The organism is Pyxidicoccus fallax, assembly GCF_012933655.1.
Lineage (GTDB): Bacteria > Myxococcota > Myxococcia > Myxococcales > Myxococcaceae > Myxococcus > Myxococcus fallax.
The window spans coordinates 1-401 of the sequence record NZ_JABBJJ010000805.1 but is presented as its reverse complement, the minus strand read 5'-3'; the positions used below and the strand labels follow the sequence as shown (position 1 = coordinate 401).

Here is a 401-nt window from a genome sequence, read left to right as displayed (position 1 = left end):
GCTTCTGACCGCGCTCCGGGCTGACGGTGGTAAAAATGCAGCGGCTGCACGGCTTAGCGACATCAAACACCACCTCGCCGATGCGGATCACTTTCCAGCTATCTTCATCCCAGGCCGCCGCGCCGGTGACCACAAGGTTAGGGCGAAACTGTTCTATGCTTACGCTGGCCGGGCAGCGCTGTTGCAGATCGCGCAGGGAGGCCTCGTTAGCCAGCAGGTAAGGGTAGCCGTCGGCGAAGGAGAGCGGCACCGCATCATGGCGCTTTACCCGGCGGGTTAGCTGCGGCCCCAGCCAGCGCAGCTGGACATCGCGCTTGAAAAAGCCGCTGAGCCACTGGTTAACGGCGGCGGGCGCGATGAGGGCGGTAAAATGGTTGCCCCAGACTTCGGTCGGCTCGGCC

General features: G+C 63.8%; 1 protein-coding gene. It reads right to left on the bottom strand.

What is annotated here, in order from left to right:
- Positions 1-401: MOSC domain-containing protein (locus HG543_RS54240; protein WP_169352744.1), on the bottom strand; the 401-nt coding region annotated here is incomplete at both ends.